The organism is Streptococcus sp. Marseille-Q5619 (genome assembly GCF_946901205.1).
GTDB lineage: Bacteria > Bacillota > Bacilli > Lactobacillales > Streptococcaceae > Streptococcus.
Window position 1 is genome coordinate 133681 of sequence record NZ_CAMPPO010000007.1, and the last position, 26320, is coordinate 160000.

Here is a 26320-nt window from a genome sequence, read left to right on the forward strand (position 1 = left end):
AGGCGGGACCCTTTTTCCAGCCTCTTTCTGCTATATAGGAGGATAGATAGATGTTAGATTTGATTCAGACTAGACGAGATTTGCACCAGATTCCAGAGATTGGCTTGGAGGAGTTCAAGACTCAGGCTTATCTGCTGGATGTGATTGAGAAATTGACTGCAGGCAAGGATTTTGTCCAAGTTCGTACTTGGCGGACAGGGATTTTGGTCTATTTGCAGGGAAGTCAGCCAGAGAGGACCATTGGTTGGCGGACAGATATTGATGGCCTGCCTATCGTCGAACAAACAGGCCTTCCTTTCGCTTCCCAGCACCAAGGTCGTATGCACGCTTGTGGCCATGATTTTCATATGACTATTGCCTTGGGCTGTCTTGAGCGAGCCCTTGAGGAGCAACCAAAGAACAATCTGCTCTTTCTGTTTCAGCCTGCTGAAGAAAATGAGGCTGGTGGTATGCTCATGTATGAGGATGGCGCTTTTGGAGACTGGTTGCCAGACCAGTTTTATGGGCTTCATGTCCGTCCAGATTTAAAAGTCGGCCAGATTGCGACCAATACCCATACACTCTTTGCTGGGACTTGTGAGGTGAAGATTCGTTTCAAAGGAAAAGGCGGACACGCAGCCTTTCCGCATGAAACTAATGACGCTTTGGTGGCGGCTAGTTACTTTATAACTCAGGTGCAGTCAGTTGTCAGCCGAAATGTTAACCCAATCGAGGGAGCAGTGGTGACCTTTGGTCTTTTCCAAGCTGGAACAACAAACAATGTCATCACAGACACAGCCTTTTTGCATGGAACTATTCGGGCCTTGACACAGAACATGAGCCTCTTGGTGCAAAAGCGGGTCAAAACAGTTGCAGAAGGAGTTGCAGCTGCCTTCAATATGGAAGTCGAAGTGGAACTCAAGCAAGGTGGATACCTACCTGTTGAGAACAATCCAGCCTTGGCGCGTGAATTGATGGACTTCTTTGAAGAAAAAGAGGGAATCGAGTTGATTGATATTGAACCTGCTATGACAGGTGAAGACTTTGGTTATCTCCTTTCGAAGGTTGATGGCGTTATGTTCTGGCTGGGTATCGATAGTCCCTACGCCCTTCATCATCCTCAGATGAGCCCTAAGGAAGAGGCACTAGCTATTGGGGTTGATGCGGTCTCTAGTTTCCTGAAAAAGAAGGCAGCAGAGTAGAGGAATTGGCTATGAAAGCAGAACTACGCAAGAAAATTTTGCAAGAAATGAAGGCTTTATCTCAAGAACAAAAACAGGCTATAGATCAAGCTTTAATAGAACGACTTTTACAACACCCCTTTTACCAAGAAGCTAAGGTCATCGCAACCTACCTCTCTTTTCCTCATGAGTTTCAAACGCAGGAACTGATCGAGCAGGCTCTGAAGGATGGCAAGAAGGTTCTGATACCTAAAACATATCCCAAGGGGCGCATGGACTTTGTGGTCTATAATCCGCAACAACTGGTCAAAACTTCCTTTGGCTTACTGGAACCACAGGGAGATTTGGAAGTAGTGGATGCATCTCAGATTGATTTGGTTCATGTTCCAGGGCTGGCTTTTACGACAAAGGGATATCGAATTGGCTATGGTGGAGGTTATTATGACCGCTATTTGGAACATTTTTCTGCTCATACTATGAGTACGATATATCCTTGTCAAATTCAGGACTTTATCCCTGAAAACCATGATATTCCTGTTCAGGAGGTACTGATTGATGAAAGAAATCTTTGATAGGCGTTACCCTGTGACGAGTTTCTTTCTCTTAGTGACGGCCTTGGTATTTCTACTAATGCTGGTGACCACAGGAGGAAACTTTGACAGGGCAGATACCCTATTTCGATTTGGAGCCATGTATGGGCCTGTCATTCGCCTCTTTCCCGAGCAAATTTGGCGTCTCTTCTCTGCCATTTTTGTTCATATTGGGTGGGAGCATTTCATTGTTAATATGATTTCGCTCTATTATCTTGGTAGGCAAGTAGAGGAAATTTTTGGGTCCAAGAAGTTTTGCTTTCTCTATCTCTTATCAGGAATGATGGGCAATCTCTTTGTTTTTGAGTTTAGTCCAAAATCCTTAGCAGCAGGAGCCTCTACCTCTCTTTATGGGCTATTTGCTGCAATTATTGTTCTTCGCTATGCAACTCGTAATCCTTATATCCAACAGCTAGGGCAATCTTATCTGACACTTTTTGTGGTTAACATTATTGGAAGTGTTCTGATTCCAGGAATCAGCCTAGCAGGCCATATCGGAGGTGCAGTTGGTGGCGCATTTCTAGCAATTATCTTTCCAGTTAGAGGAGAAAGACGGATGTATAGCGCTAGTCAGAGACTGGTAGCGTTAGTCTTGTTCGTAGGACTCGCAGTCTTACTTCTCTACAAGGGAATGGGATTGTGAGAGTTTAAAAGAATAGTTGTGTAATGAAAAAAGATAAGGCATTTTTTGAACCTTATCTTTTTATTTTATACTCAATGAAAATCAAAAAGCAAACTAGGAAACTAGCAGCAGGTTGCTCAAAGCACTGCTTTGAGGTTGTAGATAGAACTGACGAAGTCAGCTCAAAACACTGTTTTGAGGTTGCAGATAAGACTGACGAAGTCAGTAACCATATATACGGTAAGGCGAGGCTGACGTGGTTTAAAGAGATTTTCGAAGAGTATTATTCCTTCTCAGCTAATTCTTTTCCAAGTTGGATGAGGTAATCTTTCAAGTCATCTTTGACTTGTGGATGTTTGAGGGCGTAGTCAATAGATGTTTTCATAAATCCAAACTTATCCCCAACGTCGTAACGAGCTCCTGTAAATTCACGGGCGAAAACACGTTGTGTTTTATTAAGAGTATCAATAGCGTCGGTAAGCTGGATTTCATTTCCAGCGCCAGGAGCTTGCTTTTCGAGAATCTCAAAAATTTCTGGTGTGAGCAGATAACGACCGATAATTGCTAAATCACTTGGTGCATCTTCGGGAGCTGGTTTTTCAACGAAAGTTTCAACGCTATAAAGACCGTTAATCCCCTCACCTTGAGGAGCGATAACTCCATATGCTGAAACGTCTTCATGAGGGACAGGCATGACAGCAATGGTTGATGCGTGTGTCCGCTCGTAATCATTCATCAGTTGTTTTGTCAAAGGAACGGCGTTCTCATCTGTGATGTCCATAAGGTCGTCGCCCAGCATAACAACGAAGGGTTCATTCCCTACAAAAGCTTTGGCTTGTAAGACAGCATCTCCAAGACCACGAGGGTGAGTTTGGCGGATGAAATGAAGGCGCATGCCAGTTGCTTCATCTACTAATTTTAACAGATCTGTTTTGCCTTTTTCCTTAAGATTGTACTCAAGCTCAAAGTTTGAGTCAAAGTGGTCCTCAATAGAACGTTTTGATTTACCAGTGACAACCAGAATATCTTCAATACCTGATTTGAGAGCTTCTTCAACGATAAACTGGATAGTTGGTTTATCTACAATTGGCAACATTTCTTTGGCAAGGGCCTTGGTTGCTGGTAAAAATCGAGTTCCTAGTCCAGCGGCAGGAATGACTGCTTTTCTAACTTTCAGTGCCATAATAATCCTTTCTATAGAGGGCTAAGACCACTCATTTTCTGCTTTAAATTCATTGTTCATGATGTCGTAAATGGCATCTTTGATATTGGTTCCGTGGTAGATAACTTGGTAAATGGCCTGCGTAATCGGCATATAGACTCCAAGTTCTTGCGCTAGTTCGTAGGCTGCTCGAGTCGTTGAAATTCCTTCAATCACCATTCCCATATTGGCTTCGATATCAGCTAGAGATTCTCCACGACCAAGGGCATCTCCAGCTCTCCAGTTACGAGAGTGGATGGAGGTTCCCGTTACGATTAAGTCTCCTACACCAGACAAGCCACTATAGGTCAATGGACTAGCCCCGAGTGCCACCCCTAGGCGGGTAATTTCTGCCAAACCTCGAGCGATGATGGCTGCCTTGGCATTGTCACCAAATCCCAGACCATGTAAAGCTCCGGCACCGACAGCGATAATGTTTTTAAGAGCACCAGCAGTTTCAACTCCAATAACATCCGTATTGGTATAAAGTCGGAAGTAGTGATTACTAAAGAGCTCTTGAACGTATTGAGCTGTTTGTAAATCTTTAGAAGCAGCAGTGATTAAAGTCAGGTCACGCACAATGGTCTCTTCTGCATGGCTAGGTCCTGAAACAACGACAATATCACTGCGGAGATGTTCAGGAATTTCTTCTTCAAGGATGGTTGATAATCGTTTATGGCTATCAGGTTCTAATCCCTTTGATGCGTGCATGATGATAGCCTTATGATCCAAGGTTTGTGCAACTTGCTGGGCAACCAGTCGTGTCACTTTTGTTGGGACAACAAACAAAATCGCATCTACATCTTTCAGTGCCTCTGCTAAGTCAGTGTAGGCATTGATTTTGTCATCTAGTACGACATCTTTAAAGTAGTGCTTGTTAGTATGATAGGTATTAATTTCATTGATTTGCTCAGGCAGATTTCCCCAAATATGTACCTCGTGTCCATTGTCATTTAAGACTTGTGAAAGGGCAGTTCCCCAAGAACCAGGCCCCAAGACGGCGATAGTTTGTTTTTCCATGATTTCCTCCTTAATAGAGTCCTTTCTCTTATTCTATCATATTCTAGGGGATTTTGCACTTGCATTACTGGGGAGTGGTTGCTTTGTTGCTTGAAAAATATATCAAAACCGAGACGAAGTGATAAACTCTTAGTCTCTAGTCTTTAGTTAAAGTGAGAAGAAATCTGATAGATAGTTTGATTCAATATATGCTATAATAGAGGTAAACAACTCAGGAGGTTCTTGTAGGTTGCGAGAGTTTGGCGAAAAAATTAAAAGATTACGTTTGGCTAAAAAAATCAGTCGTTCAGAATTTTGTGGTGATGAGTCTGAATTAAGTATCCGCCAATTAATTAGAATTGAAAATGGAGAATCCAGACCAACACTAACAAAGTTAAAATATATCGCTGAACGTTTGGGGGTTGAAGATTACAAGTTGATGCCAAGTTATATAGAGTTGGATAAGGAATACCTAGAATTGAAGTATTTCTTGATGAGGACTCCTACATACGAAGATGAAACTATCGCCCAAAAGAAAGAGAGTGTTTTTGATAAGATTTTTGAAGAGTATTATGATAGGCTACCTGAGGAAGAAAGATTTATCATAGATGTTTTACAAGCATATGATGACTTTGGTTGGTGGAATGATGATAGCAATTTAGGAATGATTTTACAAGAGTATTTCGATCACATTTTGTTGAAATCAAAATATGAAGTTAACGATATTTTAATCATAAAGCTATTTTTGGTAAGATTAGTACACCAAGATACAATAATAGATGAGATTGAAGTGAATACCTTCTTAGTAATAGCTGATAAAATTTTACAACAAGTTGAGATGTTTGATATTGAATATTCATTTCTAATCAGAGATTCATTACTTTTGTTGTTAGGAATATTTGAAAAAATTGCTAATTACAGTCAATTTGAAGATATTCTTTACAAATTAAATGAAATTACCTCAAAATCATACGACTATCAGAAAAAACCAATTATTCGACTATGGGAGTGGCGCTATGCATTATTTGTAAAAAAAGATTATTCAGTAGCTGAAAATTATTTTCAAGAAGCAAAAATATTTGCTAGAATGATTGATAATCGTCATTTGATAGAACAGCTAGAAAAACAATGGCAACATGACCTCCAGGATTTTTTTAAAAATAAACATTAGAAAATAAAAAAGTGACAAAAATGTCACTAGTTAAAAAGACCGAGAGAAAGTTTTCGAAATCATAAAAACGCATGATATCAGGTGTTTAAAAACTTGATATTATGCGTTTTATCATTTAAAGAGTTATTATGTTTTTCCCTTAGATTGAGTTCGTATCTAGTTTCTTTTTATACTAATTGAGTACTCATTAGTAGATAAGTTGTTGAAATTAGTGACATTTATGACCTTGGAGAATGTGTAACATAGAAGTATAATAATCCTGTAGAAAAAATAAGGAGAGAAAATATGTTAGTGCTAGTTGTTGCCATTTTTTGGATTTATAAATAATAAAGATAGAATGGGAAGGTCTATGTTAGAACTAAAAAATATTAGTAAAAGTTACGGACAAGGGACGCTAAAAAATAATGTCTTAAGAGAAATAAATTTTAAGGTAGTTGAAGGAGAATTTGTATCGATAATGGGACCATCAGGTTCGGGCAAATCGACATTTATCAATATTTTGGGACTGATTGATTCTGAATTTGAAGGAGAATATATATTAGACGGAAAAAGTATTGAGAAGTTAAATGAAAATCAACAAGCAAGTTACCGTAATCGTGATATTGGATTTGTTTTTCAACAATTTCATCTTATTGATGAATATACTGTTAAAGAAAATATTTTATTATCATTCCTATATTCTGACCAACAGCCAGATATAGAATACATTGATAGTTTATTACAAGACTTAGGACTTATAGATAAGATGAATGAGTACCCAAGTCATTTATCAGGCGGACAGAAGCAACGAGTTGCTTTAATTAGAGCTCTTGCTCATAAACCTAGATTTCTTATAGCGGATGAACCTACAGGTGCATTAGATGAGAAAAATAGGAATGAGATATTGCAAATTCTACAAAATTTGAATCATTCTGGAACGACAATTATTGTAGTAACTCACGATGAGTTTGTTGCCAGTCATTGTAGAACAAGGTATCGAATGAAAAATGGGTATCTAACATCTGAAGGAGAAGGATTACATGAAGTTTAAAAAGCTGTTAATAGATACTCTAAAGCTGTTAAAGAGGAATAAAAGACAAAGCATTCTGACGTCCTTAGCCATCACAGTGGCAACATTTGTTTTATTAGTAATACTATCAAGTTCTTCCTATACAACTTCTACATTAGGTAATGATTTAAAGATAGAAGAAGACACAGCAACAATGACTTATACTCCTCAGAATATGTTGGATATTAGAGGGTTTACACAGGAAGATAAACAATTGGTTGAGCAAACTATTGGAAAACCTGCAAGACTTTCTTCCAGTTCTTATGCTTTGTATGCTGAAACGTATTTTAATGATTCTAAGCAGAATCTTAGTTTTCGAACATTAGGCGATTTGAATAAGAATGGTTTAGTTGTGCCTGCTTTATTAAAAGGAAGAGCATTAGAGGAACTAGATGGAGGTGTCGCTATTAGTGATAAGGCTTTCATGTTATTGACTCGAAAGGAAAATATTGAAACTTTTTTAGGAGAGACTATCAATATATCTGGAAAAGAATATCCAATTCAGGCAATATATTATGGATCAGCTGTTAATGAAAGATTACCTTCTTTATTGGTTACCAATGAAATCAAAGAGTTACTTTTAGGAGGAAGGGAATATTTTGATGAATTAGTAGTAGAAACTAATCAGTTGGAGAATATTAATAAGGCTTTATCTGCTTTAGATACTTATGGAATATTCCGCAAGGAAGGAACTTATGGATATATAGATAATAGAAGGGTATATGAGGAAACAAAGGCTCAAGCTACTACAATATTAAATTTCATTGCACTTTTATCAAGCATTTCAATTTTTGTAGCTGGTTTTGGGGTTATGAATGCTATGTTGTCTTCTGTTAGCGAACGTAGCAAGGAGATAGCCATTCGTCGAGCTTTAGGGGCTAAAAAATCTGATATTTATCAATCGTATATGATGGAGGGGATTCTTTTATCGCTTCTGGGAGCTATAACTGGTATTGGAGTAGCGATATTATTTGTTGTTTTAATGAACATGAGTGGTTTGGTTACGACATTAACTCTGGATCATATTTTGATTACTCTATTCACAACGGGTGTATTTGGAATTGTATTTAGTATTATGCCTGCAATGGTTGCAGCAAATAAAAATGTTATTGAAGGTCTAAGGTAATGATGGATGTGAATTTAAAGGAGATAGAATGAAATTTACAAAAATAGATAGAGTATTTTCTCTATTGCTAATTGTGGAATTTACAATATGTTTTTTTACACTAGATAATTTTAATCTTTTTCAATTTATGCTGTTTGTACAAATTATACCATCAATATTATTAGCTTTGTTATCGGGAAGTATTTCTTCTAGAAGTAAGCACAGCTGGGTGTTATTAATTATTTTTGGAATAATCTATGCTTTAATGATGTTTGGAATTTTCAGGGTTACTCCTATGACGCTTATAGAACAAAATACGATTCAATCTGAAACTTCCGTATTTACATTCAATAGAAATTTACAGTTAGGAACTTATTTTGGATTTTTCCTACAGGAATTCTTACTAGGAGCTTTTATTTGCACTATTTCAAAATGTTTTGGGAGAATTAAACAGGGGAAATTTTAATGAAGCCTGCATTAAAAAGAAGAATTGCTTCTGCAGTTATTTAGAAAATTATATTATTGAAATGGTGTAACATTTGGAGAAAATTATTTTTGAACGAAAAAGATTTGAGTATATCAGTCCTAAAAGAAAGCAAGTAAAGGACTTTATGATTCTAAAAAATTTCATGTCTAAGACAATTCAAGTTGAAATTAGAGTGGAGGACTACTTGTTAGACCTTCTTATTTTAAAAGAGATGAGTACAGAATTTTATAATTTAGATTTTCTTTCTTTGCCCTATGATGTCAATATAGATGTGAAAGAAGTTGTAGAGGATGTTGATTTAACAGTCTATAAGAATAGTAAATATAGGGAGTTTAATTTCTTTAAAAATATTTGTAAATGATATTTTTGAAAGTTTATCCATCCTTATATTAGAATTACTACAACCAGTTTTCAAGACTTGTTTCAATTGAACATACTAAAAACCGAGACTCGGTATCAAACTCATAGTCTCGGTTTTCATATTTCTTAAAGAATGGCTAGGTTTATTTCAATTGATCTGTAATGTCTTTTGATAGCAACATTCCCAGATGATAAGTTTTATTGATGTAAGCAATGACATCATTGATATTTTCAGTTGTGTGAATTTTTTCTTTGATGTCAGCCCTAAATGTTTCATCCTTCAAAAGTTGTTCTTGGTAGAGCCTTTGCAGTCTCTCCTTCTCGTACTTATTGAGCAGAAAAAGGAACACCAAGCTAATTACAACGAGGATATAAGCATATTGGCTCATAGGAAATCTCCCTGTATGATAAAGAAGTAGTAGTGAGTAAATTGAATTAGTCAATTCAAAATAGCAGAACAAGTTAGCAAAACTTGATAAGATTTTTGATAGGCCTCTAAGCCAAAGTCCGTATAGGCTTTAGTATTAGTTACTTAGATTGCTTTGCAATCAAGTAATTTAAAATATTACGACATGAACCTAACCAAATCGATATTATTTGGTTAGATGAATTAGTAAAGCGTTTAGACAAGTGTCTCTGGTTACGACGTCATGGCTCCTAAATCGATTATATTTAGGAACCATGACTAGTGAAGCGCCTAGCCAAATCTCCGACAAGATTTGGTCTTAATTACTTAGACTGCTTTTTAATCAAGTAACTTGAAGATTACGACATGAACCAAACCAAATCGATATTATTTGGTTTGGTGAATTAGTGAAGCGTTTAGGCAATTCGCCATATAGCGATTGCCGTCAAGAGACTAGGAACTTTAGTTCCAGTCTCTTGTAACGATTTACATCTTCTCTGGCGCCTCTACTCCAAGCAAGCGAAGGGCTTCTTTGAGAACGACTGCGGTTGCGTAGCTGAGAGCTAGACGGCTGTCGCGCTCAGGACTTTCGTCTAGGATACGTGTATGTGCATAGTATTTGTTAAAGGCTTGAGCCAGGCTAATTGCAAATTTAGCAATGATAGAAGGTTCAAAGTTATCTGCTGCACGGTTGATAATACGTGGGAAGTCTTGGATGAGTTTGATGATTTCCCAGCTTTCAGCATCATTCAAGCTATAGTTGCCAGCTGTTTCTGGTTTGAAATCCGCTTTGCGTAAGATCGATTGGATACGAGCGTAGGCGTATTGAACATAAGGTCCAGTTTCACCCTCGAAGGATACCATAGCTTCTAGGTCGAAGTCGTATCCATTTGTACGGTCGGTTTTGAGGTCATAGAATTTAATGGCTCCAACCCCAACAGCATGTGCTACCTGATCTTTATTTTCCAATTCAGGATTTTTTGCTTCGATTTGGGCTTTGGCACGGCTAACAGCCTCTGCAACAGTAGGCTCTAGCAAGATGACATTCCCTTTACGAGTAGAGAGTTTCTTCCCTTCTTTTGTAACTAAACCAAAAGGAACGTGGGTAATGTCGTCACTCCAATCGTAGCCCATCTCTTGCAAAACAGCTTTGAGTTGTTTAAAGTGGGCAGATTGTTCTTGACCAACGACGTAGATAGATTTGGCAAATTGGTATTCGTTTTTACGGTAAAGAGCTGCAGCTAAGTCACGTGTGATATAGAGAGTTGCACCATCAGACTTCTTGATGAGGGCTGGATGTTCAATTCCATATTTCTCAAGATTGACAACTTGGGCACCTTCTGATTCAACAAGAAGGCCTTTTTCAGAAAGAATGTCTACAACTGCATCCATTTTATCATTGTAGAAGGCTTCTCCATTGTAGCTGTCAAATTCGACTTGCAATTCATTGTAAAGGCGGTTAAATTCCACCAAACTTTCATCACGGAACCATTGCCAAAGAGCGAGAGCTTCTTCATCTCCATTTTCAAGTTTACGGAACCATTCGCGCGCTTCTTCATCCAAGCTAGGGTCATTTTCAGCTTCAGCATTGATACGAACGTAGAGTTTAAGAAGTTCATCAATTGGATGAGTTTTTACAGCTTCTTCGTCTCCCCATTTTTTGTAGGCAACAATCAACATCCCAAACTGTTTACCCCAGTCTCCCAAATGGTTGACCTTGACCGTTTGATAACCGATTTTTTGGAAAATATGTGATAAGCTATCTCCGATGACAGTTGAGCGCAGGTGACCAATAGAGAATGGTTTAGCGATATTGGGACTAGACATATCGATAACAACATTTTCTTGTTTACCAATAGTTTGGTCAGCATAGTGTTCTTTTTCAGTGATAACAGCTTGCAATACTTGAGCAGAGATGGCAGATTTATCAAGGAAAAAGTTAACGTAAGGTCCTGTTGCGACAACCTTTTCAAAGGCTTGGCTATTAATTTTTTCAGACAGTTCAGCCGCAATCATTTGAGGTGCTTTACGTTCGACTTTTGCAAGTGAAAAAGCAGGGAAAGCGATGTCTCCCATTTCTGAGTTTTTAGGGGTTTCCAGTAAATTTAAAATAGCCTCTTGGTCCAGGCTATCAATGATGCTAGCCAATTCGCTAGCAATCAATTCTTTTGTATTCATTAAGAGCTCCTTTTTGGACTTTTCTACTATTTTATCACAATTTTAAAGAAAGAAGAAAAAATTTTTGAAATCTCCTATTTTTTTGGTATAATATAGTTATAAAAATAGTTATAAATATTCACATAAGAGGATTTTATGAGAAAAAGAGATCGTCATCAGTTAATAAAAAAAATGATTACTGAGGAGAAATTAAGTACACAAAAAGAAATTCAAGATCGGTTGGAGGCGCATAATGTTTTTGTGACGCAGACAACCCTGTCTCGTGATTTGCGCGAAATCGGCTTGACCAAGGTCAAGAAAAATGATATGGTGTATTATGTACTAGCAAATGAGACAGAAAAGATTGATTTGGTGGAATTTTTGTCTCATCATTTAGAAGGTGTTGCAAGAGCAGAGTTTACCTTGGTGCTTCATACCAAACTGGGAGAAGCCTCTGTTTTGGCAAATATTGTAGATGCAAACAAGGACGAATGGATTTTAGGAACAGTTGCTGGTGCCAATACCTTATTGGTCATTTGTCGAGACCAGCACGTTGCCAAACTCATGGAAGATCGTTTGCTAGATTTGATGAAAGATAAGTAAGGTCTTGGGAGTTGCTCTCAAGACTTATTTTTGACAAGGAGAGACGGAAAATGGCGACAGAAAAGCTATCACCCGGCATGCAACAGTATGTGGATATTAAAAAGCAATATCCAGATGCTTTTTTGCTCTTTCGGATGGGTGATTTTTATGAATTGTTTTATGAGGATGCGGTCAATGCTGCGCAGATTCTGGAAATTTCCTTAACGAGTCGCAACAAGAATGCCGACAATCCAATTCCTATGGCGGGTGTTCCCTATCATTCTGCCCAACAGTATATCGATGTCTTGATTGAGCAGGGTTATAAGGTGGCTATCGCAGAGCAGATGGAAGATCCTAAACAAGCAGTTGGGGTTGTGAAACGAGAGGTTGTTCAGGTTATTACGCCAGGGACAGTGGTCGATAGCAGTAAGCCGGACAATCAGAATAATTTTTTGGTTGCCATAGACCGTGCTGGCAATCAATTTGGCCTAGCTTATATGGACCTGGTGACGGGTGACTTTTATGTGACAGGTCTTTTGGATTTCACGCTGGTTTGTGGGGAAATCCGTAACCTCAAGGCTCGAGAAGTGGTGTTGGGTTATGACTTGTCTGAGGAGGAAGAACAAATCCTTAGTCGTCAGATGAATCTAGTACTCTCTTATGAAAAAGAAGGCTTTGAAGACCTTCATTTACTGGATTCGCGATTGGCAACGGTGGAGCAAGCGGCATCTAGTAAGTTGCTCCAGTATGTTCATCGGACTCAGATGAGGGAATTGAACCACCTCAAGCCTGTTATCCGTTATGAAATCAAGGATTTCTTGCAGATGGATTATGCGACCAAGGCTAGTCTGGATTTGGTTGAGAATGCTCGTTCAGGTAAGAAGCAAGGCAGTCTTTTCTGGCTTTTGGATGAAACCAAAACAGCTATGGGTATGCGGCTCTTGCGTTCTTGGATTCATCGCCCCTTGATTGATAAGGAACGAATCATCCAACGCCAAGAAGTGGTGCAGGTCTTTCTCGACCATTTCTTTGAGCGCAGTGATTTGACAGACAGTCTCAAGGGTGTTTATGACATTGAGCGCTTGGCTAGTCGTGTTTCTTTTGGCAAAACCAATCCCAAGGATCTCTTGCAGTTGGCGACCACCTTGTCCAGTGTGCCACGGATTCGTGCAATTTTAGAAGGGATGGAGCAACCTGCTCTAACTTATCTTATGGAACAATTGGATGGAATCCCTGAGTTGGAGAGTTTGATTAGCGCAGCGATTGCTCCTGAAGCTCCTCATGTGATTACAGAAGGTGGCATTATCCGGACTGGATTTGATGAAACTTTAGATAAGTACCGTCGCGTTCTCAGAGAAGGGACTAGCTGGATTGCTGAGATTGAGGCTAAGGAGCGAGAAAACTCTGGTATCAGCACGCTTAAGATTGACTACAATAAAAAGGATGGTTACTATTTCCATGTGACCAATTCGCAACTGGGAAATGTGCCTGCTCACTTTTTCCGCAAGGCGACGCTGAAAAACTCAGAACGCTTCGGTACCGAGGAATTAGCTCGTATCGAAGGCGACATGTTGGAGGCGCGTGAGAAGTCAGCTAATCTAGAGTATGAAATCTTTATGCGTATTCGTGAAGAGGTCAGCAAGTACATCCAACGTTTACAAGCTCTAGCCCAAGGAATTGCGACAGTTGATGTCTTACAGAGTCTGGCGGTTGTGGCTGAAACCCAGCATTTGATTCGACCAGAGTTTGGAGACGACTCGCGGATTGATATCCAGAAAGGGCGCCATGCTGTCGTTGAAAAGGTTATGGGGGCTCAGACCTATATTCCAAATACGATTCAGATGGCAGAAGATACCAGTATCCAACTGATTACAGGGCCAAACATGAGTGGGAAGTCTACCTACATGCGCCAGCTGGCTATGACGGCGGTTATGGCCCAGTTGGGTTCCTATGTACCGGCAGAAAGCGCCCGTTTACCGATTTTTGATGCGATTTTTACCCGTATCGGAGCAGCAGATGACTTGGTTTCAGGTCAGTCAACCTTTATGGTGGAGATGATGGAGGCCAACAATGCCATTTCGCATGCGACCAAAAATTCCTTGATTCTTTTTGATGAGTTAGGTCGTGGAACTGCAACTTATGACGGGATGGCTCTTGCTCAGTCTATCATCGAATACATCCATGAGCATATTGGAGCCAATACCCTCTTTGCGACCCACTACCATGAGTTGACTAGTCTGGAGTCCAGCTTGGAACACTTGGTCAATGTCCACGTGGCAACCTTAGAGCAAGATGGGCAGGTGACCTTCCTTCATAAGATTGAACCAGGGCCAGCTGACAAATCCTACGGTATTCACGTTGCTAAAATTGCTGGTTTGCCAGCAGACCTTTTAGCAAGGGCGGATAAGATTTTGACTCAGTTAGAGAATCAAGGGACAGAAAGTCCTGCTCCCGTGAGGCAAACAAGTGCTGTCACAGAACAGATTTCACTCTTTGATACGACTGAAGAACATCCTATCCTAGCAGAATTAGCTAAGCTGGATGTTTACAATATGACACCTATGCAGGCTATGAATGTCTTGGTCGAGTTAAAACAAAAATTATAAAGAATGAAATACTTGTCATTCTAGCTATATCAAGGATACTTCTTTGACAAGTTCTCACTTTTTTGCTAGAATAACATCACACAAACAGAATGAGAAGGAGCTGACGCATTGTCGCTCCCTTTTGTCTATTTTTTAAGGAGAAAGTATGCTGATTCAGAAAATAAAAACCTACAAGTGGCAGGCCTTGGCTTCGCTCCTGATGACAGGCTTGATGGTTGCTAGTTCACTTCTGCAACCACGTTATCTGCAGGAGGTGTTAGATGCCCTACTTGCTGGGAAATATGAAGCCATTTATAGTATCGGGGCTTGGTTGATTGGTGTGGCCTTGGTCGGTCTGGTTGCTGGTGGGCTCAATGTTGTCCTTGCAGCCTATATTGCTCAAGGAGTTTCATCTGACCTTCGAGAGGATGCCTTCCGTAAAATCCAAACCTTTTCTTATGCCAATATTGAACAATTTAATGCGGGAAATCTAGTCGTTCGCATGACAAATGACATCAACCAGATTCAGAACGTCGTCATGATGACCTTCCAAATTCTTTTCAGACTTCCCCTCTTGTTCATCGGTTCGTTTATCCTGGCGGTTCAAACCCTATCTTCTCTGTGGTGGGTGATTGTTCTCATGGTAGTCTTGATTTTTGGTTTGACTGCTGTCATGATGGGAATGATGGGGCCTCGTTTTGCCAAGTTTCAAACCCTTCTTGAGCGCATCAATGCCATTGCCAAGGAAAATTTGCGTGGCGTTCGTGTGGTCAAGTCCTTTGTCCAAGAAAAAGAGCAGTTTGCTAAGTTTACGGAGGTTTCAGACGAGCTTCTTGGTCAAAACCTTTACATTGGTTATGCCTTTTCAGTAGTGGAACCCTTTATGATGTTGGTTGGTTACGGGGCGGTCTTCCTCTCTATTTGGCTGGTTGCTGGGATGGTTCAGTCGGATCCGTCGGTTGTTGGTTCCATTGCTTCCTTTGTTAATTACCTGAGCCAGATTATCTTTACCATTGTTATGGTTGGATTTTTAGGAAATTCTGTCAGCCGTGCCATGATTTCTATGCGTCGTATTCGAGAAATTCTGGACGCAGAGCCAGCCATGACCTTCAAGGATGTGCCAGATGAAGAGTTGGTCGGAAGTCTTAGCTTTGAAAATGTGACCTTTACCTATCCAACGGACAAGGAACCGATGCTTAAAGATGTGAGCTTTACTATTGAACCTGGTCAAATGGTTGGTGTAGTTGGGGCGACTGGTGCAGGAAAATCAACCTTGGCTCAATTGATTCCACATCTCTTTGACCCACAGGAAGGGGCAATCAAAATTGGAGGCAAGGATATTCGCGAAGTGAGTGAAGGAACCCTGCGTAAAACAGTGTCTATCGTTCTTCAACGTGCCATTCTCTTTAGTGGAACGATTGCTGATAACTTGAGACAGGGTAAGGGAGATGCTACTCTATTTGAAATGGAGCGCGCAGCCAATATTGCCCAGGCTAGTGAATTCATTCATCGTATGGAGAAAACCTTTGAAAGTCCAGTTGAGGAACGGGGAACCAATTTCTCAGGTGGGCAAAAACAAAGGATGTCGATTGCCCGTGGAATTGTCAGCAATCCACGCATTCTGATTTTTGACGATTCGACCTCGGCCTTGGATGCCAAGTCAGAGCGCCTGGTGCAAGAAGCCTTGAATAAGGAATTAAAGGGGACGACAACCATTATCATCGCTCAAAAGATTAGCTCGGTTGTCCATGCAGATAAAATCTTGGTTCTAGATCAAGGGCGATTGATTGGTCAAGGGACGCATGCAGACTTGGTTGCCAACAATGCCGTTTACCGTGAAATCTACGAAACACAGAAAGGAAAGGAGGAGTAAAATGAAGACAGTTCAATTTTTTTGGCATTATTTTAAAGTCTATAAGCTATCATTTGTAGTTGTTATTCTGATGATTGTTCTAGCGACTCTTGCTCAAGCACTCTTTCCAGTCTTTTCTGGACAAGCGGTAACAGAGTTAGCTAATTTAGTTCAAGCTTATCAAGATGGCAATCCAGAACTTGTTTGGCAAAGCCTATCAGGAATCATGGTCAATCTTGGTCTGCTGGTTTTGGTTCTATTTATCTCTAGTGTGATATACATGTGTCTCATGACGCGCGTGATTGCAGAGTCGACCAACGAGATGCGTAAAGGTCTCTTTGGTAAGCTTGCTCGCTTGACGGTTTCTTTCTTTGACCGCCGGCAAGATGGCGATATCCTGTCTCGTTTTACCAGTGATTTGGATAATATCCTCCAAGCCTTTAATGAAAGCTTGATTCAGGTCATGAGCAATATTGTTTTATATATCGGTCTGATTCTTGTCATGTTTTCGAGAAATGTGACGCTGGCCCTCATCACTATTGCCAGCACACCAGTGGCCTTCCTTATGCTGATTTTCATCGTAAAAATGGCACGCAAATACACCAACCTCCAGCAAAAAGAGGTAGGGAAACTCAACGCCTATATGGATGAGAGTATCTCAGGCCAAAAAGCCGTGATTGTGCAAGGAATTCAAAAGGATATGATGGCAGGATTTCTTGAACAAAATGAGCGCGTGCGCAAGGCAACCTTTAAAGGAAGAATGTTCTCAGGAATTCTGTTCCCTGTCATGAATGGGATGAGTCTGGTTAATACAGCCATTGTCATCTTTGCTGGTTCAGCTGTACTTTTGAATGATAAGTCTATTGAAACAAGTACAGCCCTCGGTTTGATTGTTATGTTTGCCCAATTTTCACAGCAGTACTACCAGCCTATTATCCAAGTTGCAGCTAGTTGGGGAAGTCTTCAGTTGGCCTTTACAGGTGCTGAACGGATACAGGAAATGTTTGATGCAGAGGAAGAAATCCGACCTGAAAAGGCTCCAACCTTCACTCAGTTGCAAGAAGGTGTTGAAATCAGTCATATTGATTTTTCATACTTGCCTGATAAACCTATTTTGAAAGATGTCAGCATTTCTGCCCCTAAAGGCCAGATGACAGCGGTTGTTGGGCCGACAGGGTCAGGGAAAACGACTATTATGAACCTCATCAATCGCTTTTATGATGTTGATGCTGGTGGGATTTATTTTGATGGTAAAGACATTCGTGACTATGATTTAGATAGTCTCAGAAGCAAGGTGGGAATTGTCTTGCAGGATTCGGTCTTGTTTAGCGGAACGATTCGAGATAATATCCGTTTTGGTGTGCCAGATGCTAGTCAAGAAATGGTTGAGGCAGCAGCAAAAGCAACCCACATTCACGACTATATCGAAAGTTTGCCTGATAAATACGATACCCTTATCGATGATGACCAGAGCATCTTCTCAACAGGACAGAAACAATTGATTTCTATCGCTCGAACCTTGATGACAGATCCAGAAGTTCTCATTCTCGATGAAGCCACTTCAAACGTAGATACGGTGACAGAAAGTAAGATTCAGCATGCCATGGAGGCGGTTGTAGCAGGCAGAACTAGTTTCGTCATTGCCCACCGTTTGAAGACCATCCTCAATGCTGATCAGATTATTGTCCTTAAAGATGGAGAAGTCATTGAACGCGGTAACCACCATGAACTTTTGAAACTAGGTGGCTTCTATTCAGAACTCTATCACAATCAATTTGTTTTTGAATAAGAAAAAGTTGTCCCCTTGGGCAGCTTTTTCTTGTCCATAAAAAATTTTTATCACGACCTTTAAAAAAACATATTAGACGAAAGGCGTTTTGAGTGATATGATAGGACTATCGTTGATATTCGAAAGGAGAAGCATCATGGCTAGAACGGTTGTAGGAGTTGCTGCAAATCTATGTCCCGTAGACGCAGAAGGAAAAAACATTCATTCATCTGTATCTTGTAGATTCGCAGAGAGCATTCGTCAAGTCGGTGGTCTCCCTTTAGTCATTCCTGTTGGTGATGAGTCAGTTGTACGCGATTATGTGGAAATGATTGACAAACTTATCTTGACAGGCGGTCAAAATGTCCATCCTCAGTTTTATGGAGAGAAAAAGACCATCGAGAGCGATGATTACAATCTAGTGCGTGATGAGTTTGAACTGGCCCTCTTGAAAGAAGCGCTTCGTCGGAATAAACCAATTATGGCAATCTGTCGCGGTGTTCAACTTGTCAATGTTGCCTTTGGTGGAACCCTCAATCAAGAAATCGAAGGTCACTGGCAAGGCCTACCTTTCGGAACATCTCACTCTATTGAGACAGTGGAGGGAAGCGTGGTGGCCAAGCTATTTGGAAAAGAAAGTCAGGTTAACTCGGTCCATCGTCAAAGTATTAAAGATTTGGCACCTAATTTCCGTGTAACTGCTATGGATCCAAGAGACCAGACCATCGAAGCGATTGAGTCTATCGACGAACACCGCATTATCGGTTTGCAGTGGCATCCAGAGTTTCTGGTCAATGAAGAAGATGGCAATTTAGAATTATTTGAGTATTTATTGAATGAACTGTAACGACTGGAACATCTAGTCGTTCTTTATTTTATTTTTTCAAAATTTTTGGAATATGACATTTTTACGCAAACGTTTGAATTCTGATAAAAATTGGAGAAATTCGACAAAAAAACTTGAAAAAAACGAAGGTAAGCGTTATGATAGAAAAGAAGAAATATTGGAGGAATAACATGTCACATATTAAATTTGATTATTCAAAAGTTTTAGACAAATTTGTTGCACCACATGAAGTGGAATACATGCAATCACAAGTAACAGCAGCAGATGAATTGATCCGTAAAGGAACTGGTGCTGGTAGCGACTTCTTGGGATGGTTGGACCTTCCTGAAAACTACGACCGCGAAGAATTTGACCGCATCTTGAAAGCTGCTGAGCAAATCAAATCAGACAGCGATGTTTTAGTTGTGATCGGTATCGGTGGATCTTACCTTGGTGCCAAAGCAGCAATCGACTTCTTGAACCACCACTTTGCAAACTTGCAAACAAAAGAAGAACGCAAGGCTCCACAAATCCTTTACGCAGGAAACTCAATCTCATCTACTTACCTTGCTGACTTGGTAGAGTACGTAGCTGATAAAGATTTCTCAGTAAACGTGATTTCTAAATCAGGTACAACAACTGAACCAGCTATCGCTTTCCGCGTCTTCAAAGAACTCTTGGTTAAGAAATACGGCCAAGAAGAAGCCAACAAACGTATCTATGCAACAACTGACCGCCAAAAAGGTGCTGTTAAGGTTGAAGCAGATGCTAACGGTTGGGAAACATTTGTTGTTCCAGACGACATCGGTGGACGCTTCTCAGTATTGACAGCCGTTGGTTTACTTCCAATCGCTGCATCAGGAGCTGACATTAAAGCCCTTATGGAAGGTGCGAACGCAGCTCGCAAAGACTACACTTCAGACAAAATCTCTGAAAACGAAGCTTACCAATACGCAGCAGTTCGTAACATCCTTTACCGTAAAGGCTATGCAACTGAGATTTTGGTAAACTACGAGCCATCGCTTCAATACTTTTCAGAGTGGTGGAAACAATTGGCTGGTGAATCAGAAGGAAAAGACCAAAAAGGTATCTACCCAACTTCAGCCAACTTCTCAACTGACTTGCACTCACTTGGTCAATTTATCCAAGAAGGAACTCGTATCATGTTTGAAACAGTTGTTCGTGTTGACAAACCTCGTAAAAACGTGATTATTCCTAGTTTGGAAGAAGACCTTGATGGACTTGGTTACCTTCAAGGAAAAGACGTTGACTTTGTAAACAAAAAAGCGACTGATGGTGTTCTTCTTGCCCACACAGACGGTGATGTACCAAACATGTACGTGACTCTTCCAGAGCAAGATGCTTTCACTCTTGGTTACACTATCTACTTCTTCGAATTGGCTATCGCTCTTTCAGGTTACTTGAATGCTATCAACCCATTTGACCAACCAGGTGTTGAAGCTTACAAACGTAACATGTTTGCCCTTCTTGGAAAACCAGGATTTGAAGAATTGAGCAAAGAACTTAACGCACGTCTATAATAGAAGAAAAGAGTGGTTTGTCCACTCTTTTTACTCTCTTTATCCATAGAAATTGGACTCAGCCAAGACTTGTGATATAATATAGAGAGCAAAAAGGCAGACGCCTAGAGACTTTATAGGAGAAACTATGTCAAAAGATATCCGCGTACGTTACGCACCAAGTCCAACAGGACTACTACACATCGGGAATGCCCGTACAGCATTGTTCAATTACCTTTATGCCCGTCATCACGGTGGGACTTTTATCATTCGTATCGAAGATACTGACCGTAAACGACATGTCGAAGATGGTGAACGTTCACAGCTTGAAAACCTTCGTTGGTTAGGCATGGATTGGGATGAAAGCCCAGAAACACATGAAAATTACCGCCAGTCTGAGCGTTTGGACTTGTATCAAAAATACATCGACCAACTATTAGCTGAAGGAAAAGCCTACAAATCTTACGTTACAGAAGAAGAGTTGGCAGCTGAACGCGAACGCCAAGAAGCAGCTGGCGAAACACCACGCTACATCAATGAATACCTGGGTATGAGTGAAGAAGAAAAAGCAGCTTACATCGCAGAACGTGAAGCAGCAGGAATCATCCCAACAGTTCGCTTGGCTGTCAATGAGTCAGGTATCTACAAGTGGCATGATATGGTCAAAGGTGATATCGAATTTGAAGGTGGCAATATCGGTGGTGACTGGGTTATCCAAAAGAAAGACGGTTACCCAACATACAACTTTGCCGTTGTCATCGATGACCATGATATGCAAATTTCTCACGTAATCCGTGGAGATGACCACATTGCTAATACACCAAAACAGCTCATGGTTTATGAAGCACTTGGTTGGGAAGCTCCAGAGTTTGGTCACATGACTTTGATTATCAACTCTGAAACTGGGAAAAAATTGTCTAAACGTGACACCAACACCCTTCAGTTTATTGAAGACTACCGTAAAAAAGGCTATTTACCAGAAGCAGTCTTTAACTTTATTGCTCTTCTTGGTTGGAACCCAGGTGGCGAAGATGAAATCTTCTCTCGTGAAGAATTGATTAAACTTTTCGATGAAAACCGCCTGAGCAAGTCTCCAGCAGCCTTTGATCAGAAGAAACTCGACTGGATGAGCAATGATTATATCAAGAAGGCAGACCTAGAAACTATCTTTGAAATGGCAAAACCATTCTTAGAGGAAGCAGGTCGATTGACTGACAAAGCTGAAAAATTAGTTGAGCTCTATAAACCACAAATGAAATCAGTAGATGAGATTATCCCATTGACAGATCTCTTCTTCTCAGATTTCCCAGAATTGACCGAAGCAGAGCGCGGAGTCATGGCGGGTGAAACAGTCCCAACAGTTCTTGAAGCCTTCAAAGCAAAACTTGAAGCGATGACAGATGATGAATTTGTGGCAGAGAATATCTTCCCACAAATTAAAGCAGTCCAAAAAGAAACAGGTATTAAAGGGAAAAATCTTTTCATGCCTATTCGTATCGCTGTTTCAGGTGAAATGCATGGACCAGAATTGCCAGATACTATCTTCTTGTTAGGTCGTGAAAAATCAATCCAGCATATCGAAAACATGCTAAAAGAAATCTCTAAGTAAGAAAGGTACAATAATGGACATCTGGGAAAAGATGTACGAAGAAGCACAGAAGCTATACAATCCACATGAAGTATCAGACTTTGTTTATGCCAATCATGTTGTAGCTGCAGTAGAAGCAGAAGATGGACAAATATTTACAGGATTCTGTATGGAGGGAACCTGTGGTGTTTTCCATCTCTGCGCAGAGCGGGCAGCTCTCTTCAATATGTACCAATTTTCAGGACAAACTAAGGTTAAAAAAGTATTAGCCTTTCGAGACAAACCACCTTATGGTGGAAGTTCAGCAATGCCTTGTGGAGCGTGCAGAGAATTCCTTTTAGAGTTGAACGCTGAAAATAAAGATGCAGAATTCATGATGGACTACGATAGAAGAAAGATAGTGAAAGTCGCAGAACTAATGCCCTATTGGTGGGGAGAAGAACGTGCTTCTAAGTTTAATGAACAATAGAAGAGTCAGTACAATTCTGGCTCTTTTTACTATAATTTGAAAAACTGTACTTGAAAAAATTAAAAAAATGGTAAATTCCCAAACTAAGTTCCACCGCTAGTAGAAGTGGAAGTTAATCTGATAAAAATTGTAAAAACCAGTGGAAATCCATGTCAGGGTAAGTTCCACTGGTTTTACTCATGCTTGATTTTATTGCTTTTGTAGCCAAAATGAATCGAAAAAAAGAGCGCACAAAATCCTCTTATCTGAAAGCGTTTCAGATTAAGTTCCGCTATGGTGGAAGTTAGTGTGAGACGTTTGAATAGGGTTTTAGGTTAGTTTTTAGAACTTATGTTGGAGTAATTTAGAAGACTGACAGACGTCTTCTGCAGGTATTTTAGAAATGCCGAGAAGCTTAGGAATTTCTTCTCCATAAGTAAAGGCAAAGAGTTCATAAGCTGACTTTCCATTCAAAGCAGCACGTTTGACGCTGTTGACATGAGAGCAGACGAGATTGATGTCCTCTTGAGTTAAATTGTCAAAAGAAGTTCCTTTAGGTAGAATGTCGCGAATCAGCGTGTGATTTTTCTCAATTCTCCCTTTCTGGTCAGAGCGATTAGGGTTACAAAAGAAGAGTTTACTCTCTCCTCGCACATCCATTTCGATATCATCGACCCTGGCAAACTCTCCTCCATTATCGGTAAGAATGACAGGAAAGAGTTGGAAGAAATCTTTGTCAGCTTGGTGAAGAGTGTTCTTGATGTCATAGAGGTGTTTGGTAACCTCAAGGGCAGTTTTATTATCCAGCAGTCTAGCGAAGATAAAGTTACAGAAAGATAGATTGAAGGTGAGTAGGACTTTACCTCCCATTCTGCCCATAACGGTATCCATTTCTAGCCAAGAGTCTAGTTGATTAAGGGTTAAATAATTTAGGAAATCCTCATAGGAACGGCCTTTTTTAGCTTCTTTAGGGATGGGAGGTAGCTTACTTTTTCTTCGTTCTTTAAATTTAACGGCTCTGGTTAGGTCAATAGGAGCGATAGATAGGTACCCTTTTCGGATGTGTCGATAGACGGTTGAGGAGCTGACATCAAGGTTATGAGTTTTGAGGATATGATAGATGTGTTGTCCCTTTTTAACACCATCAGAAATGACTTTGTCCATTTCCCAGAAGGTCTTGGAATTGAGGGGAGTTCCTTCACGAGCTTCGATAAGAGTTTGTTCGTATTGTTTTTGAGCTTGCTTAGCGAGGTATAAAATCTTCTTATAGCCACAATTCTGTCTTCTTTTAAGGCATCCGTTACAGACAAAGGGAGCTTTGTCGAGCAGAGGGCAAGGGAGGTTATCACAAGTAGACTCTCGGACTTGTCTGTTTCGTTTTACCTCTTTGGAGACAGTAGTTGGGTCTTTTAGAATGGATTGTCCGATAGTTTTGAAGGTTTCACCGCGCTCTAAGCCTAGTTGGGTATCATTACGGTCTGAAAGGGTAAGGTGTTTATGTTTTGTCATAGTAGACCTCGTTTCTAACTCAAACGTCTCACACTTAATTCCACCATAAAAATCCGTTTTAGACTAATTTCCACTTTGGTCAGGCAAGTGGAAGTTACTTTGAGAAGTTACAGTTACTTTGAGAAGTTACCAAAAGTAAAAAAAGTTTAAAAAAGGTGTTGACAAAGTTAGAAAAGTCGGTATAATAGTAAGAGTTGAAAATAACAACTCTGGTCCGTTGGTCAAGGGGTTAAGACACCGCCTTTTCACGGCGGTAACACGGGTTCGAATCCCGTACGGACTATGGTATGTTGCGGTTGTAACACTTGATGAAAAAAGTTTTAAAAAAGTTTCAAAAAAGTGTTGACAAGCGAAAGTGACTGTGATATACTAATATAGTTGTCGCTTGAGAGAAGTAAGTGACAAAGACCTTTGAAAACTGAACAAGACGAACCAATGTGCAGGGCACTACAACCTTGGTTGTAGTACTGAACAATGAAAAAAACAATAAATCTGTCAGTGACAGAAATGAGTGAGAACTCAAACTTTTAATGAGAGTTTGATCCTGGCTCAGGACGAACGCTGGCGGCGTGCCTAATACATGCAAGTAGAACGCTGAAGGAGGAGCTTGCTTCTCTGGATGAGTTGCGAACGGGTGAGTAACGCGTAGGTAACCTGCCTGGTAGCGGGGGATAACTATTGGAAACGATAGCTAATACCGCATAAGAGTAGATGTTGCATGACATTTGCTTAAAAGGTGCAAATGCATCACTACCAGATGGACCTGCGTTGTATTAGCTAGTTGGTGGGGTAACGGCTCACCAAGGCGACGATACATAGCCGACCTGAGAGGGTGATCGGCCACACTGGGACTGAGACACGGCCCAGACTCCTACGGGAGGCAGCAGTAGGGAATCTTCGGCAATGGACGGAAGTCTGACCGAGCAACGCCGCGTGAGTGAAGAAGGTTTTCGGATCGTAAAGCTCTGTTGTAAGAGAAGAACGAGTGTGAGAGTGGAAAGTTCACACTGTGACGGTATCTTACCAGAAAGGGACGGCTAACTACGTGCCAGCAGCCGCGGTAATACGTAGGTCCCGAGCGTTGTCCGGATTTATTGGGCGTAAAGCGAGCGCAGGCGGTTAGATAAGTCTGAAGTTAAAGGCTGTGGCTTAACCATAGTACGCTTTGGAAACTGTTTAACTTGAGTGCAAGAGGGGAGAGTGGAATTCCATGTGTAGCGGTGAAATGCGTAGATATATGGAGGAACACCGGTGGCGAAAGCGGCTCTCTGGCTTGTAACTGACGCTGAGGCTCGAAAGCGTGGGGAGCAAACAGGATTAGATACCCTGGTAGTCCACGCCGTAAACGATGAGTGCTAGGTGTTAGACCCTTTCCGGGGTTTAGTGCCGTAGCTAACGCATTAAGCACTCCGCCTGGGGAGTACGACCGCAAGGTTGAAACTCAAAGGAATTGACGGGGGCCCGCACAAGCGGTGGAGCATGTGGTTTAATTCGAAGCAACGCGAAGAACCTTACCAGGTCTTGACATCCCTCTGACCGCTCTAGAGATAGAGCTTTCCTTCGGGACAGAGGCGACAGGTGGTGCATGGTTGTCGTCAGCTCGTGTCGTGAGATGTTGGGTTAAGTCCCGCAACGAGCGCAACCCCTATTGTTAGTTGCCATCATTCAGTTGGGCACTCTAGCGAGACTGCCGGTAATAAACCGGAGGAAGGTGGGGATGACGTCAAATCATCATGCCCCTTATGACCTGGGCTACACACGTGCTACAATGGCTGGTACAACGAGTCGCAAGCCGGTGACGGCAAGCTAATCTCTTAAAGCCAGTCTCAGTTCGGATTGTAGGCTGCAACTCGCCTACATGAAGTCGGAATCGCTAGTAATCGCGGATCAGCACGCCGCGGTGAATACGTTCCCGGGCCTTGTACACACCGCCCGTCACACCACGAGAGTTTGTAACACCCGAAGTCGGTGAGGTAACCGTAAGGAGCCAGCCGCCTAAGGTGGGATAGATGATTGGGGTGAAGTCGTAACAAGGTAGCCGTATCGGAAGGTGCGGCTGGATCACCTCCTTTCTAAGGATAAGGAACTGCGCATTGGTCTTGTTTAGTCTTGAGAGGTCTTGTGGGGCCTTAGCTCAGCTGGGAGAGCGCCTGCTTTGCACGCAGGAGGTCAGCGGTTCGATCCCGCTAGGCTCCATTGGTGAGAGATCACCAAGTAATGCACATTGAAAATTGAATATCTATATCAAATAGTAACAAGAAAATAAACCGAAAACGCTGTAGTATTAATAAGAGTTTATGACTGAAAGGTCAGAAAATAAGGTTAAGTTAATAAGG

General features: G+C 40.9%; 22 protein-coding genes, 2 tRNA genes and 2 rRNA genes (1 of these 26 cut by a window edge). 21 read left to right on the forward strand and 5 right to left on the reverse strand.

The genetic code is table 11. The features are described 5' to 3' along the window. Positions 1-50 precede the first annotated feature (50 nt). The 4 genes from OC530_RS09370 to OC530_RS09385 are packed head-to-tail and all read left to right on the forward strand — an operon-like array spanning position 51 to position 2698. On the forward strand, positions 51-1181 hold the full coding sequence (locus tag OC530_RS09370; protein WP_218764652.1) for an N-acetyldiaminopimelate deacetylase: 1131 nt from the start codon (positions 51-53) through the stop codon (positions 1179-1181). An 11-nt stretch (positions 1182-1192) separates the two neighbouring features. Continuing rightward, positions 1193-1732: a 5-formyltetrahydrofolate cyclo-ligase gene (locus OC530_RS09375; RefSeq protein WP_218764651.1), complete on the forward strand. Its 540-nt coding sequence runs from the start codon at positions 1193-1195 to the stop codon at positions 1730-1732. Continuing rightward, positions 1716-2393 (forward strand): rhomboid family intramembrane serine protease, encoded by a 678-nt coding sequence (locus OC530_RS09380; RefSeq protein ID WP_218764650.1) that lies wholly within the window; start codon positions 1716-1718, stop codon positions 2391-2393. The genes OC530_RS09375 and OC530_RS09380 overlap by 17 nt, the downstream gene beginning before the upstream one ends. Positions 2394-2416: 23 nt before the next feature. Beyond that, the gene (locus tag OC530_RS09385; RefSeq protein WP_225904834.1) at positions 2417-2698 is read left to right on the forward strand and encodes a hypothetical protein; all 282 of its coding nucleotides are present in this window, start codon (positions 2417-2419) and stop codon (positions 2696-2698) included. On the opposite strand, the gene galU is transcribed toward OC530_RS09385, so the two are convergent. Together galU and OC530_RS09395 are read right to left on the reverse strand one after the other, a co-directional pair. Then, positions 2656-3555, reverse strand: a complete 900-nt coding sequence (galU, locus tag OC530_RS09390; protein ID WP_218764649.1) for a UTP--glucose-1-phosphate uridylyltransferase GalU — start codon at positions 3553-3555, stop codon at positions 2656-2658. The two genes, OC530_RS09385 and galU, sit on opposite strands and share 43 nt — an antisense overlap. 21 nt (positions 3556-3576) lie before the next feature. Continuing rightward, positions 3577-4593 (reverse strand): NAD(P)H-dependent glycerol-3-phosphate dehydrogenase, encoded by a 1017-nt coding sequence (locus OC530_RS09395; RefSeq protein WP_218764648.1) that lies wholly within the window; start codon positions 4591-4593, stop codon positions 3577-3579. Positions 4594-4822: 229 nt separating this feature from the next. On the opposite strand from OC530_RS09395, the gene OC530_RS09400 reads away from it, so the two are divergent. From OC530_RS09400 to OC530_RS09420, 5 genes are all read left to right on the forward strand, one after another. Next, positions 4823-5743 carry an XRE family transcriptional regulator gene (locus tag OC530_RS09400; protein WP_262081150.1) on the forward strand — a complete coding sequence of 307 codons (921 nt, stop codon included), beginning with the start codon at positions 4823-4825 and terminating at the stop codon, positions 5741-5743. Between the two features lie 349 nt (positions 5744-6092). Continuing rightward, on the forward strand, positions 6093-6773 hold the full coding sequence (locus OC530_RS09405) for an ABC transporter ATP-binding protein (RefSeq protein ID WP_000891279.1): 681 nt from the start codon (positions 6093-6095) through the stop codon (positions 6771-6773). Further along, positions 6763-7917: an FtsX-like permease family protein gene (locus OC530_RS09410; protein ID WP_262081151.1), complete on the forward strand. Its 1155-nt coding sequence runs from the start codon at positions 6763-6765 to the stop codon at positions 7915-7917. The genes OC530_RS09405 and OC530_RS09410 overlap by 11 nt, the downstream gene beginning before the upstream one ends. Before the next feature lie 28 nt (positions 7918-7945). Beyond that, complete coding sequence (locus tag OC530_RS09415) at positions 7946-8362, forward strand: hypothetical protein (RefSeq protein WP_224782229.1); 417 nt, start codon at positions 7946-7948, stop codon at positions 8360-8362. Between the two features lie 73 nt (positions 8363-8435). After that, positions 8436-8744 carry a hypothetical protein gene (locus OC530_RS09420; RefSeq protein ID WP_049511642.1) on the forward strand — a complete coding sequence of 103 codons (309 nt, stop codon included), beginning with the start codon at positions 8436-8438 and terminating at the stop codon, positions 8742-8744. A gap of 142 nt (positions 8745-8886) precedes the next feature. Here the strand turns inward: OC530_RS09420 and OC530_RS09425 are convergent, their stop codons facing one another. Together OC530_RS09425 and argS are read right to left on the reverse strand one after the other, a co-directional pair. Beyond that, entirely contained in the window at positions 8887-9132 is a 246-nt protein-coding gene (locus tag OC530_RS09425) for a hypothetical protein (RefSeq protein WP_000084859.1), read from the reverse strand. Between the two features lie 503 nt (positions 9133-9635). Beyond that, positions 9636-11327: an arginine--tRNA ligase gene (argS, locus tag OC530_RS09430; protein ID WP_218764646.1), complete on the reverse strand. Its 1692-nt coding sequence runs from the start codon at positions 11325-11327 to the stop codon at positions 9636-9638. Between the two features lie 135 nt (positions 11328-11462). Between argS and argR the strand changes: the two genes are divergently transcribed. The 8 genes from argR (at position 11463) to OC530_RS09470 (ending at position 22496) form a co-directional block, all read left to right on the forward strand. Continuing rightward, the gene (gene argR / locus OC530_RS09435) at positions 11463-11909 is read left to right on the forward strand and encodes an arginine repressor (RefSeq protein ID WP_001231476.1); all 447 of its coding nucleotides are present in this window, start codon (positions 11463-11465) and stop codon (positions 11907-11909) included. A 50-nt stretch (positions 11910-11959) separates the two neighbouring features. Beyond that, positions 11960-14494 (forward strand): DNA mismatch repair protein MutS, encoded by a 2535-nt coding sequence (gene mutS, locus OC530_RS09440; protein WP_262081152.1) that lies wholly within the window; start codon positions 11960-11962, stop codon positions 14492-14494. A gap of 145 nt (positions 14495-14639) precedes the next feature. Beyond that, a complete protein-coding gene (gene patA, locus OC530_RS09445) occupies positions 14640-16346 on the forward strand; it encodes a multidrug efflux ABC transporter subunit PatA (RefSeq protein WP_262081153.1) in 1707 nt (568 codons plus the stop codon). Between the two features lies 1 nt (position 16347). Next, positions 16348-18114 carry a multidrug efflux ABC transporter subunit PatB gene (gene patB / locus OC530_RS09450; RefSeq protein WP_262081154.1) on the forward strand — a complete coding sequence of 589 codons (1767 nt, stop codon included), beginning with the start codon at positions 16348-16350 and terminating at the stop codon, positions 18112-18114. Between the two features lie 136 nt (positions 18115-18250). Continuing rightward, positions 18251-18940: a gamma-glutamyl-gamma-aminobutyrate hydrolase family protein gene (locus OC530_RS09455; protein WP_262081155.1), complete on the forward strand. Its 690-nt coding sequence runs from the start codon at positions 18251-18253 to the stop codon at positions 18938-18940. A gap of 170 nt (positions 18941-19110) precedes the next feature. Further along, positions 19111-20460 (forward strand): glucose-6-phosphate isomerase, encoded by a 1350-nt coding sequence (locus tag OC530_RS09460; protein WP_000018268.1) that lies wholly within the window; start codon positions 19111-19113, stop codon positions 20458-20460. 127 nt (positions 20461-20587) lie between these two features. After that, entirely contained in the window at positions 20588-22048 is a 1461-nt protein-coding gene (gene gltX, locus OC530_RS09465; protein ID WP_112445482.1) for a glutamate--tRNA ligase, read from the forward strand. Between the two features lie 13 nt (positions 22049-22061). Then, a complete protein-coding gene (locus OC530_RS09470; protein WP_164226827.1) occupies positions 22062-22496 on the forward strand; it encodes a cytidine deaminase in 435 nt (144 codons plus the stop codon). A 321-nt stretch (positions 22497-22817) separates the two neighbouring features. Here OC530_RS09470 and OC530_RS09475 read toward each other — a convergent pair whose 3' ends face one another. Next, entirely contained in the window at positions 22818-23984 is a 1167-nt protein-coding gene (locus tag OC530_RS09475; protein ID WP_262081156.1) for an IS30 family transposase, read from the reverse strand. Between the two features lie 211 nt (positions 23985-24195). Here OC530_RS09475 and OC530_RS09480 point away from each other — a divergent pair. The 4 genes from OC530_RS09480 to OC530_RS09495 form a co-directional block, all read left to right on the forward strand. Next, positions 24196-24267: transfer RNA gene (locus OC530_RS09480), tRNA-Glu, on the forward strand. A gap of 243 nt (positions 24268-24510) precedes the next feature. Beyond that, positions 24511-26056, forward strand: a 16S ribosomal RNA gene (locus OC530_RS09485). Positions 26057-26107: 51 nt separating this feature from the next. After that, a tRNA-Ala gene (locus tag OC530_RS09490) sits at positions 26108-26180 on the forward strand. A gap of 124 nt (positions 26181-26304) precedes the next feature. After that, positions 26305-26320, forward strand: a 23S ribosomal RNA gene (locus OC530_RS09495); it runs 2886 nt beyond the window's last position. The 16S and 23S rRNA genes sit together here with 2 tRNA genes alongside, the layout of an rRNA operon.

Bases quoted from the DNA above. Each gene is read 5' to 3' on its own strand.
- OC530_RS09370 (WP_218764652.1), top strand. From the start codon at position 51: ATGTTAGATTTGATTCAGACTAGACGAGATTTGCACCAGATTCCAGAG.
- OC530_RS09375 (WP_218764651.1), top strand. From the start codon at position 1,193: ATGAAAGCAGAACTACGCAAGAAAATTTTGCAAGAAATGAAGGCTTTA.
- OC530_RS09380 (WP_218764650.1), top strand. From the start codon at position 1,716: ATGAAAGAAATCTTTGATAGGCGTTACCCTGTGACGAGTTTCTTTCTC.
- OC530_RS09385 (WP_225904834.1), top strand. From the start codon at position 2,417: ATGAAAAAAGATAAGGCATTTTTTGAACCTTATCTTTTTATTTTATAC.
- galU (WP_218764649.1), bottom strand. From the start codon at position 3,555: ATGGCACTGAAAGTTAGAAAAGCAGTCATTCCTGCCGCTGGACTAGGA.
- OC530_RS09395 (WP_218764648.1), bottom strand. From the start codon at position 4,593: ATGGAAAAACAAACTATCGCCGTCTTGGGGCCTGGTTCTTGGGGAACT.
- OC530_RS09405 (WP_000891279.1), top strand. From the start codon at position 6,093: ATGTTAGAACTAAAAAATATTAGTAAAAGTTACGGACAAGGGACGCTA.
- OC530_RS09410 (WP_262081151.1), top strand. From the start codon at position 6,763: ATGAAGTTTAAAAAGCTGTTAATAGATACTCTAAAGCTGTTAAAGAGG.
- OC530_RS09415 (WP_224782229.1), top strand. From the start codon at position 7,946: ATGAAATTTACAAAAATAGATAGAGTATTTTCTCTATTGCTAATTGTG.
- OC530_RS09425 (WP_000084859.1), bottom strand. From the start codon at position 9,132: ATGAGCCAATATGCTTATATCCTCGTTGTAATTAGCTTGGTGTTCCTT.
- argS (WP_218764646.1), bottom strand. From the start codon at position 11,327: ATGAATACAAAAGAATTGATTGCTAGCGAATTGGCTAGCATCATTGAT.
- argR (WP_001231476.1), top strand. From the start codon at position 11,463: ATGAGAAAAAGAGATCGTCATCAGTTAATAAAAAAAATGATTACTGAG.
- mutS (WP_262081152.1), top strand. From the start codon at position 11,960: ATGGCGACAGAAAAGCTATCACCCGGCATGCAACAGTATGTGGATATT.
- patA (WP_262081153.1), top strand. From the start codon at position 14,640: ATGCTGATTCAGAAAATAAAAACCTACAAGTGGCAGGCCTTGGCTTCG.
- patB (WP_262081154.1), top strand. From the start codon at position 16,348: ATGAAGACAGTTCAATTTTTTTGGCATTATTTTAAAGTCTATAAGCTA.
- OC530_RS09455 (WP_262081155.1), top strand. From the start codon at position 18,251: ATGGCTAGAACGGTTGTAGGAGTTGCTGCAAATCTATGTCCCGTAGAC.
- OC530_RS09460 (WP_000018268.1), top strand. From the start codon at position 19,111: ATGTCACATATTAAATTTGATTATTCAAAAGTTTTAGACAAATTTGTT.
- gltX (WP_112445482.1), top strand. From the start codon at position 20,588: ATGTCAAAAGATATCCGCGTACGTTACGCACCAAGTCCAACAGGACTA.
- OC530_RS09470 (WP_164226827.1), top strand. From the start codon at position 22,062: ATGGACATCTGGGAAAAGATGTACGAAGAAGCACAGAAGCTATACAAT.
- OC530_RS09475 (WP_262081156.1), bottom strand. From the start codon at position 23,984: ATGACAAAACATAAACACCTTACCCTTTCAGACCGTAATGATACCCAA.